9 protein-coding genes are annotated in these 10130 nt (G+C 64.9%); all 9 read left to right on the top strand.

The window, feature by feature from the left end:
* The coding region (locus ABYB95_RS10610) for a flavin-containing monooxygenase (RefSeq protein WP_372658472.1) at window positions 1-1609 on the top strand (1609 nt) is incomplete at its 5' end.
* Window positions 1610-1658: 49 nt separating this feature from the next.
* On the top strand, window positions 1659-2702 hold the full coding sequence (locus ABYB95_RS10605) for a TRAP transporter substrate-binding protein (RefSeq protein ID WP_372658471.1): 1044 nt from the start codon (window positions 1659-1661) through the stop codon (window positions 2700-2702).
* A 100-nt stretch (window positions 2703-2802) separates the two neighbouring features.
* Window positions 2803-4563 (top strand): FAD-dependent oxidoreductase, encoded by a 1761-nt coding sequence (locus tag ABYB95_RS10600; protein ID WP_372658474.1) that lies wholly within the window; start codon window positions 2803-2805, stop codon window positions 4561-4563.
* A gap of 13 nt (window positions 4564-4576) precedes the next feature.
* Entirely contained in the window at window positions 4577-5386 is an 810-nt protein-coding gene (locus ABYB95_RS10595; protein ID WP_372658470.1) for an SDR family NAD(P)-dependent oxidoreductase, read from the top strand.
* Window positions 5387-5408: 22 nt separating this feature from the next.
* A complete protein-coding gene (locus ABYB95_RS10590) occupies window positions 5409-6338 on the top strand; it encodes an alpha/beta hydrolase (protein ID WP_372658469.1) in 930 nt (309 codons plus the stop codon).
* Window positions 6339-6528: 190 nt separating this feature from the next.
* Window positions 6529-7695 (top strand): ABC transporter substrate-binding protein, encoded by a 1167-nt coding sequence (locus ABYB95_RS10585; RefSeq protein ID WP_372658468.1) that lies wholly within the window; start codon window positions 6529-6531, stop codon window positions 7693-7695.
* Between the two features lie 40 nt (window positions 7696-7735).
* Window positions 7736-8602 carry a branched-chain amino acid ABC transporter permease gene (locus tag ABYB95_RS10580; protein WP_372658465.1) on the top strand — a complete coding sequence of 289 codons (867 nt, stop codon included), beginning with the start codon at window positions 7736-7738 and terminating at the stop codon, window positions 8600-8602.
* Between the two features lie 4 nt (window positions 8603-8606).
* Window positions 8607-9566, top strand: coding sequence for a branched-chain amino acid ABC transporter permease (locus tag ABYB95_RS10575; protein WP_372658464.1), 960 nt, complete (start codon window positions 8607-8609; stop codon window positions 9564-9566).
* The coding region (locus ABYB95_RS10570) for an ABC transporter ATP-binding protein (RefSeq protein WP_372658463.1) at window positions 9563-10130 on the top strand (568 nt) is incomplete at its 3' end. The genes ABYB95_RS10575 and ABYB95_RS10570, both read left to right, overlap by 4 nt.

Here is a 10130-nt window from a genome sequence, read left to right as displayed (position 1 = left end):
GGATGGAGACAAGATGAAGCTGGATATGTTGGTGGTTGGCGCCGGGTTTGCGGGTGTTTACCAGCTCTACAAGGCGCGTGAAGCGGGCATGAAGGTGCGCGTGCTCGAAGCGGGTGACGGTGTCGGCGGAACCTGGTTCTGGAACCGTTACCCCGGCGCGCGATGCGATGTCGAGAGCCTGGACTACTCCTACTCTTTCTGCCGCGAACTCGAAGAAGAATGGGAGTGGACCGAGCGCTATGCACCGCAGAGTGAGATCCTGCGCTACATCAACCATGTGGTCGACCGCTTCGATCTCCGACAAGCCATTCAGCTCGATACCCGGGTCGCTTCGGCACACTTCGACGAAGAGCGCGCCGTCTGGTCGGTTGTCAGCGAGAGCGGCGAAGCCTTCGAAGCCACCTACCTGGTGATGGCCACGGGCGGACTGTCCATTCCGCAAAAACCCGACCTGCAAGGTCTGGACGACTTCCAAGGCAACTGGTACCACAGCGCGCGCTGGCCCAAGGAAGGCGTGGATTTCACCGGCCAGCGCGTCGTGCTGATCGGCACCGGATCCAGCGGCGTACAGATGGTGCCCAACATCGCCGCCCAGGCCAGCGAGCTGACCGTGCTGCAACGCACCGCCAACTTCAGCGTGCCGGCCCACAACGTGGCGTTCACGCCCGAAGCGCTGCGGGCGGCCAAGTCCCGTTACCCCGAGCGGCGCGCCATGGGCCGCGAAGCCATCACCGGGCAGTTTCTCAACGCCAACACCAAGAGCGCGGCTGAGATGACCGACGAGGAGCGTGCCGCCGAACTGGAGTACCGTTGGAAAGGTGCGGGTGGCGGGTTTCGCATGTTGCGCACATTTGCCGACCAGATGTCGAACCTGGAAACCAATCAACTGGTGGCCGAATTTGCGCGACGCAAAATCCGCGCGGTGGTCAAAGACCCCCGAAAGGCCGAGATCCTATGCCCCAAGGACGACCTGCCCTTCGGCACCAAACGGCTCTGCGTGGACTCGGACTATTACGACACCTTCAACCAAAGCCACGTCGACATCGTGGACGTGGCTGCCGATCCGATCGTGGAAGCGACACCCGCAGGCGTTCGCACCCAGTCGCGCGAGATGGCCTGCGACGCGATTGTGTTCGCCACCGGTTTCGACGCCATGACCGGTGCCCTCAAGTCCATCGACATACGCGGCGAGCGAGGTCTCTCCCTGCGCGACAAGTGGAAAGACGGACCCACTTCTTACCTGGGCATCAGCATCGCAGGCTTCCCCAATCTGTTCGTGATCGCCGGACCCGGTAGCCCATCGGTTTTGAGCAACATGGTGCATTCGATCGAAACCCACGTCGATTGGATCATGCGCTTGCTGCACACGGCAAAAACCAGGAACGTGCGTCGCATCGCAGCGCAACAATCGGCCGAAGACAGCTGGGTGCTTCGTTGCGCCGAAGAGGCGAACAAGACCCTGTACCCCAAAGCGAAGAGCTGGTACATGGGGGCCAACATCGAGGGCAAGCCACGTGTATTCATGGCCTTCGTATCAGGTGTTCCGCTCTACCGAAAGCTGATCGAAGAAGTTGCATCGAACAACTACCAGGGATTCGAACTCGCCTGACGCCAAGCCGCTTGGCAACCCGTTTCATTCATGACAAGGAGACATATCCATGGACCGTAGAACCCTCATCAAATCCGTCGCCGCACTGGCAGCCCCGGCCATCGTCACCAGCGCGAAAGCCCAGAACGTCATCACCCTGCGCTTCCACACCTTCGTGCCGGCGATGTCCAACGTGTACAGCCGCGTCATCACACCGTGGATGGCAAAGATCGAGAAAGAGTCTGGTGGACGCCTGAAATTCCAGGGCTTCCCATCCATGCAAATGGGTGGCGCACCTGCCCAGCTCTTCGATCAGGCCCGCGACGGTGTGGTCGATATTGTCTGGTCGCTGGCGGGTTACACCCCGGGCCGCTTCCCGCGCTCCGAAGCTTTCGAGCTACCCTTCTTCACCTACGACGCTGAAGGCTCTTCGCGCGCGGCGTGGGAGTACATCGCCAACTACGCGCCGGACGAATTTCGTGATGTCAAGCTGCTGGCCTGCCACACCCATGGGCTGAACATCTTGCACATGAAGAGCAAGCTGATCACCAAAGCAGGCGACCTGCATGGACTCAAAGTCCGGGGCCCGACACGCAAGGCCACACAGATCCTCACGGCGGTGGGCGCGATTCCCGTGGGTATGCCCTTACCAGCGATCCCGGACGCCCTGGCCAAGGGCGTGATCGAAGGCGCCATCATTCCCTGGGACACGGTACCCGCTGCCAAGCTGGATGAGCTCACGAAGTTCCACACCGAGTTCCCCAAAGGCATGCAAGGCTTCAACAACAGCATGCAGTTCCTCGCCATGAACAAGGCGCGCTACGACAGCCTGCCGGCGGATCTGAAAAAGGTCATCGACCAGAACAGCGGCCCCGACGTGTCGGCCATGTACGGGCGCGAGATCGAGGCCCAGGACCCGGTGGTGCGGGCGGCCACCCTGGCACGCGGCAACACGGTCCATGTGATGGGCAAGGCCGAGACCGAAGAGTTCAAACGCCTGACCAACCCCATCGTCGACGAATGGGTGAAGGAGATGAACGACAAGGGTTTTGACGGCGCCAAGCTGCTCGCTGGCGGGCGTGAACTCGTCGAACGCTACCGCCCCAAGGTTTGACAGACCTGCGGACCGGTTGCGGAGCGACCGCGACCGGTCCGCCACCTGGTCGGCGCCCTGCTCCGCGCAGGTGCGCCAAGGCGCCCAAACTCAGGAGCAACTGTTGGAACATATGGAATGCGATGCGCTGGTCGCCGGATCGGGCGCAGGCGGCCTGTCGGCGGCCATCGCCATGGCCAAGGCCGGGCTGGATGTGCTGGTGGTGGAAAAAGCCGAGCACTTCGGTGGCACAACCGCGCTCAGCGGCGGCGTTCTCTGGGTTCCGGGAAATCGCTGGGACCCCCAACAAGGCGATGAGGCCCGGGCCATGGCCCGGCGCTACCTCGACGCCGAGGCGGGCGATGCGCTGGACTCCGAGGCGGTCGAGCAGTTTCTGCAGAACGCGCCACGCATGGTGGCTTGGTTCGAGCGCGAGACCTGCGTTCGGTTTGGTCCCACGCAGTACCCCGACTACCACCCCGACCAGCCAGGCGGCGCGGCAGTGGGCCGCTCCATACTCGCGCAGCCCTTTGACATCCGCGCGCTGGGCGCCGACATGGCCCGACTGCGCTTGCCGCTCAAGACCATCACCTTCATGGGCATGATGTTCAACTCCTCGAACGCGGACCTCAAGCACTTCTTCAACGCCACCCGCTCGCTGCGTTCCTTCGCCTACGTAGCGCGCCGTCTGGTCACACACCTGTGCGACATGTTGCGCTACCGCCGCGCCGTGCAGGTCACCAGCGGCAACGCCCTCGCTGCCCGGCTGGCCCGGTCGGCGCTGGATGCCGGTGTGCCCATCTGGACCTCGACCCCGATCAAACAACTGCTCATGCACGGCGGCGCGGTGGTCGGTGCGGAGATCGAGCGCGGGGGCAGCTTGCTGCGTGTGCACGCCCGCCATGGCGTGGTGCTCGCCTGTGGCGGCTTCCCGCACGACCAGGCGCGGACTAAGCAGACCTATCCGCACCTGCGCCGTGGTGGCCGTCACTTATCGCCCACGCCCGCCGAGAACACCGGTGACGGCATCCGTCTGGCCGAACAGGCGGGCGGCGTTTGCCAGACCGGCCTGCCGAACGCTGCGGCATGGATGCCGGTGTCGCGCGTGCCGTTTGCGAATGGCGAGCACGGCCTGTTCCCCCACTTGCTCGACAGGTACAAACCCGGTGTGATCGGCGTCAACCAGGCCGGCCACCGTTTCTGCAACGAATCCAACTCGTACCACGACGTGGGTGCGGCCATGGTCCGAGACGGTGCCAGCGCGGCGGACACCACGGTGTGGCTGATCTGCGATCGGCGCGCACTCCGTGCGTACGGGCTGGGCGTGGTCAAGCCCGCGCCTGTGCCCATCGGCTCGCACCTGCGAAGCGGCTACCTCACCGAAGGTCGCACGCTCGCTGAGCTCGCGCAACGGGTCGGCATCGACCCTGCCGCACTGCAAGCGTCGATCGACGCATTCAACGCCGACGCAGCGCAAGGCCAGGACCCCCTTTTTGGCCGAGGCAGCTCGGCGTTCAACCGCTACCTGGCCGATCCGGAGCATGCGCCCAACCCCTGTGTGGCGCCCATCGTCCAGGCCCCGTTCTACGCGGTGCAGCTGCACATGGGCGACCTGGGCACCTTCGAAGGACTCAAGACCACCGTTTCAGGCGCGGTACGCACCGAAGCGGGCTCGGTGATCGCGGGGCTGTATGCGGTGGGCAACGACAGGCTCAGCGTGATGGCCGGGCACTACCCTGCGGCGGGCATCACGCTCGGGCCGGCCATGACCTTTGGCTGGATGACGGGCCGGCACATCGCGCAGGCTGCGCAGACACCGTTCACATCGACTTCAGCGACCGCGTCTCATGGGACGCGCGCCGCGGGGTTGGGACATGGATAAGGAGCAACAGGACATGCATGCCGATCAAACGGGTTCGCAGCGTGTAGCAGTGGTGACCGGCGCCGGTGATGGCATCGGCCTGGCCACCGCGCACAGGCTGGCGCGCGACTTCGCGCATGTGGTGATCGCAGACGTTCGGCCCGAGGCCGCGCGTCAACGCGCCGCCGAACTCGGGCCGCAGCACCTGGGCGTTGCCTGCGATGTGACCCAGGAAGCCGATGTGCTGGGACTGTTCGAGACCGTGTTGCAGCGCTACGGCCAGATCGATGCTTTGGTCAACAACGCCGGTATCGGCGAACAGCCGGTGATGACCCTGGAACAGACCGTGGAAGGTTTTGACCGCATTCTGGCCGTGCATTTGCGCGGTACCTTTCTGGCCAGCCGGGAGGCCGCTCGCCATTTCGTGGCGCGGCAAACGGGCGTGATCGTGAACCTGGGATCGATCGCCGGCATGGCCGGCCATCCTGGCCGCAACGGCTACGGGGCGGCCAAGGCCGGCATCGCCGCGCTGACCGAAGCGATGGCCAGCGAGTGGGCCCGCGACGGCATCCGCGTCAACGCCGTGGCGCCGGGCTATGTGATGACCGACCTGGTGCGCGACCTGATCGCGCGCGGTGCGCTCAACCCGTCGGACATCGAAGACCGCACGCCGATGGCGCGCTTTGCCCAGCCCGAGGAAGTGGCCGAAGCCATCGCCTTCCTCGCCTCGCCCAGTGCCAGCTTCATCACGGGCGTGACCTTGCCCGTGGACGGTGGCTGGCTTGCCTTTGGCGCACCCCCGGCCCGGCTGGGCCGCGTCGCCGCCCAACGCAAGACCCTTTGAACCGCACGGGAGGACATCAGACATGGACACGGAAATCACCGAACTGCTGCAAAAAATCAAAGACGCCAAGCGCACACCGTTCTGGCAAAGCACACCGGAGCAGGCCCGCTCGGGCCCCATGCTGATGGACCTGCTGTTCGGCCCAGCCCCCGATGTGGCGCGGGTCGAGGATTTCAGCATCGCCTCTTCCAACGGCCACGCGCTACCGGTGCGCCTCTACGTGCCGCGGGAACAGCCCCGCGGACTGATCGTCTACTTCCACGGCGGCGGCTGGGTCGTGGGCTCGGTCGCGTCCTACCACCCGCTCACGGCCACGTTGGCGGCGCGCACCGGTTGTGCGGTGCTGTCGGTGGACTACCGGCTGGCGCCCGAGCATCCCTTCCCCCTGCCTCTGGACGACGCCATTGCGGCCTTGCGCTGGAGCGCCGAAGAAGCGGAGACCCGGCTCGGTGGTCCGGTGGCGCGCCTCATTGCCATGGGCGACAGTGCGGGCGGCAACCTGGCCACGGTGGCGGCGCGCCTGCACAACCGAACCGACACCGCCCGCCCGGTCGACCTTCAGATCCTGGCCTATCCCGTGACCGGGCACGACTTCGACACCGGCAGCTACCAGGCCTTTGCCGAGGGCCACTTGCTGACGCGTCGCGACATGATGTGGTTCTGGGACCAATACCTGCCCGATCCCGCCCAGCGCGACAACCCGCTGGCCTCGCCGCTGCACGCGCCCGATCTGTCGCATTCGCCCCCGGCGTTGATCCTGTCGGCCGGCTGCGATCCGCTGCGCGACGAAGGCGAGGCCTACGGGCAACGGTTGCTGGCGTCTGGTGTGGACGCACAGGTGCTGCGTTGCGACGGTCTGGTGCACGGCTTTCTCGCCATGATCCACTACGCGCCGAGCGCATCCCGCGCCTTTGACCGCATCCTCGCGGCGGTCGACCTGGCGACCGCCTGATCCCCCCGGGCACCGGCGACTGCGACGGCTCGCCTGCACTCGGAGCGCGACCCAGCTGAAACCATCCGCTTGACCCTGTCCGCTCTTCTCCGGGTTGCCATTGGTGTTTCTACTAGTTGGCATATCAACTAGTTGGCATATCATTTACGCAGCTTCGCCATCCAGAGCGCAAGCACCCCAGGAGACAAACATGCGTATTCAATGGAAGCTGGTCGGCACACTCGCTGCTGCATTTGCCATGGGCGGTGCTGCCGCCCAGACCGTCAAGGTCGGCATCATCGCCCCGTTCTCGGGCCCTTTCGCCCACTACGGCACGCTGTTCAAGACCGGCGCCGAAGCCTACGTGGCGCAACAAGGCGGCAAGCTGGCGGGCAAAGAGATCGAGTTCATCTACCGCGACGAAGGCGGCCCAAACCCGGCCAACACCCGCACGCTGGCGCAAGAGCTGGTGATCAAAGACAAGGTGGACTACCTGGGCGGCATCGTGTTTTCGCCCAACGCCTTTGCGGTGGCACCGGTGATCCAGGAGTCCAAGACGCCCATGGTGGTGTTCAACGCCGCCACTTCCGACATCACCACCAAGAGCGATTACTACGTGCGCACCAGCTACACCTTGTGGCAGGTGACGGTACCCATGGCGCAGCACGCGGCCAAAAAAGGCATCAAGAAAGTGGTGACGGCGGTGACCGACTACGCCCCCGGCGTGGACGCTGAAACCGCGTTCAAGGCCGAGTTCGCCAAACAAGGCGGCGAGGTGGTCGAGAGCATCCGCATGCCGATCCGCACCACCGATTTCGCGCCCTTTGCGCAGCGCATCAAAGCCAGTGGCGCCCAGGCGGTTTACGTGTTCCTGCCCGGTGGTCCTCCCAACCTGGGCTTCGTGAAGGCCTACAACGAGAACGGCTTGCGCCAGGCCGGCATCGAATTCCTGGGCAGCGCCGAGACCGACGAGTTCGACCTGCAGAAGTTCGGCGACTCGGCCATCGGTCTGTCGACCGCGTTCCACTACTCGGCCGCACACGATTCCGCCGCCAACAAAACCTTCCTGGCCGCGCTGGCCAAGCAGAACAAGGACGCCGTGGCCAACTACGCCTCGGTGGGTGCCTGGGACGGCATGGCGGTGATCCACAAAATGATCGAAGCCACCGGTGGACAGCGCGACGGCGCCAAGGCCATGGCGACCATCAAGGGCTACAGCTGGGAAAGTCCACGCGGACCCGTGAGCATCGACGCGAACACGCGCCACATCACGCAAAACGTCTACCTGCGCTCGGTTGAAAAAACCGCTGCTGGTCTCTTGGTGAACAAGGAACTGCAGAACTTCGGCCCACAAGTGGACCACGGGCTGGCCAAGTAAGGCCGGACGTTTTCGAAGCTCTCAGGCAAAGGACTGTGGCGTGACCCTGCTGACCAACATACTGATCGACGGCATCGCCTATGGCATGGTGCTGTTCATCATTTCCGTGGGCCTGTCGGTCACGCTCGGCCTGATGCGCTTCGTGAACCTGGCCCATGGCGCCTTTGCCATGACCGGTGGCTACATCGCCGCTTGGCTGGTGCGCGAACAAGGCCTGTCGTATGCGGTCGGCGTGCCGCTCGCTGTGCTGGCCACCGGCGTGCTCAGCGCGGCGCTCGAAGTGCTGGTGCTACGCCGCCTGTACCGGCGCAGCGAACTGCACCAGGTGCTGTTCACCATTGGCCTGACTTTTCTTTTTGTGGCCACGGCCAACCTGCTGGTGGGGCCGGAGGTGCAACTGATTCCGCTGCCCGACGCGCTCTCGGCCACGATCGACCTGGGGGTGCGCAGCTTGCCGGCCCACCGCTTGCTGGTGGTGGCCTGTGGCCTGCTGGTGCTGCTGGCTTCCTACGGGGTGCTCAACCGCACGCGTTTTGGCATCTGGCTGCGCGCCACGGTGGACAACGCCAGCGCCGCCGCCGCCCTGGGTATTCCAGTGCAGTTGGTGTACGTGCTCACGTTTTCGGTGGGTGCGGCGCTGGCCGGCCTGGGCGGCATTCTGGGCGCCGAGCTCATGCCGCTGGAGCCGTATTACCCCTTGAAGTACCTGGTGCTGGTGTTGGTGGTGGTGGCCGTGGGCGGCATGGGCAGCATCGCGGGTTCGCTGGCGGCGGCGCTCGCGCTGGGCATCATCGAAACCGCCAGCAAGTACCTCGCCTCCGACTGGGGATCGCTGTTTTTCTTCCTGGCCATGGCTTTGCTGCTGGCCTGGCGCCCGCACGGTTTGCTGGTGCCCCGAAAGGTCTGACGGCATGAAAACTTCCATCCCTTACCTGGTGCTGCTGGCACTGGCCGCATTGATCTTCTTCTGGTGGCCGGACCAGTTGCCGCTGGCGGCCCGCATCGCCACCATGGCGATCCTGGTGATGTCGCTCGACTTGGTGGTGGGCTACGGTGGTCTGGCCACGCTGGGCCATTCGGCGCTCTACGGCACCGGCGCCTACGCGGCGGGTCTGCTGGCCATGCACCTCACGGGCAACCCGCTTCTGGGCCTGGTGGCCGGCGCGCTGGCCGGTGGACTGCTGGCCTGGTTGTCGGCCCTGTTCCTGTTGCGCTACGAGGGCCTGAGCTTTCTCATGCTCACCGTGGCGCTGAGCCAGATCGCACAAAACGGCGCCAGCAAGCTGCGCGACTGGACCGGCGGTGAAGACGGCCTCACCGGGTTCCAGATCGACAGCATCCTGGGCATCTGGTCCTTTGATCTGTATGGCAAGACAGCCTTCGTCTACTGCTTCGTGGTGATGCTGCTGTGCCTGTGGGCCATGCGGCGTTTGATGGGTTCGCCCTTCGGGTTGTCGGTGCTGGGCATCCACCAGAACCGCTTGCGCACGGCGGCCATTGGTGGCTCGGTGCGCGGGCAATTGCTGAAGCTGTATGCCTTCTCCGGCTTCTTTGCCGGCATCGCCGGCGCACTCAATGCCCAGGTCAACCAGATCGTCGGGCTCGACACCCTGGGCTTTGAGTTGTCGGCCGAAGCGCTGGTGATGCTGGTGCTCGGCGGCGCGGGCAATCTCTTTGGCGCCATCGGTGGCACGGCGGTGTTCATGTTCATCCACCACACGGCCGCCACCATCAACCCCTACCACTGGTTGTTCATCATCGGCGGCATGCTGGTGTTCGTGGTGCTAGTGCCACGCGAACGCCTGTGGGCGCGGCTGCGGCTGGTCTGGAGCCGGCCCGCACCGAACCCCAGTACCCAGGACGCCACATGAGCACCGATGTTTTGATGGACGTGCGCCATTTGCACAAATCGTTCGGCGGCCTCCAAGTGACGCGCGACGTCTGCTTCACCCTGCGCCCGGGCAACCGGGTGGGGCTGATCGGGCCCAACGGCGCGGGCAAGACCACCTTGATCAACCTCATCACCGGCGTGCTCGCGCCCAGCCAGGGCAGCGTGTGGTTGCGCGGTGAAGACGTCTCTCAACTGAGCCAACCCCAGCGCGTGCAGCGCGGCCTGGCGCGCACCTTCCAGATCACACAGTTGGCCCCCACACTGCCGATCCACCGGCAGATAGAGCTCGCCATCCACCAGCGCCAAGGCAGCGTCAACCGGCTCTGGCGGGCGCTGGACAGTTTCCACGCGGTGCGCGAAGAAGCGGCGCACATCCTGCACCAGTTGGGCCTGGAAAACCGGACCCAACGTTGCCCCACCGAGCTCGCCTATGGTGAACAAAGGCTGGTGGAAATCGGGCTGGCGATGGCACTCAAACCCCAGGTGCTGTTGCTGGACGAACCCATGGCGGGTGTGCCCAGCGGTGAACGCCAGGTGGTGCTGG

It is taken from the genome of Hydrogenophaga sp., from assembly GCF_041633695.1.
Classification (GTDB): domain Bacteria; phylum Pseudomonadota; class Gammaproteobacteria; order Burkholderiales; family Burkholderiaceae_C; genus Hydrogenophaga.
This window is presented reverse-complemented; position numbering and strand designations above follow the sequence as displayed.

Bases quoted from the DNA above. Each gene is read 5' to 3' on its own strand.
- ABYB95_RS10605 (WP_372658471.1), top strand. From the start codon at position 1,659: ATGGACCGTAGAACCCTCATCAAATCCGTCGCCGCACTGGCAGCCCCG.
- ABYB95_RS10595 (WP_372658470.1), top strand. From the start codon at position 4,577: ATGCATGCCGATCAAACGGGTTCGCAGCGTGTAGCAGTGGTGACCGGC.
- ABYB95_RS10590 (WP_372658469.1), top strand. From the start codon at position 5,409: ATGGACACGGAAATCACCGAACTGCTGCAAAAAATCAAAGACGCCAAG.
- ABYB95_RS10585 (WP_372658468.1), top strand. From the start codon at position 6,529: ATGCGTATTCAATGGAAGCTGGTCGGCACACTCGCTGCTGCATTTGCC.
- ABYB95_RS10575 (WP_372658464.1), top strand. From the start codon at position 8,607: ATGAAAACTTCCATCCCTTACCTGGTGCTGCTGGCACTGGCCGCATTG.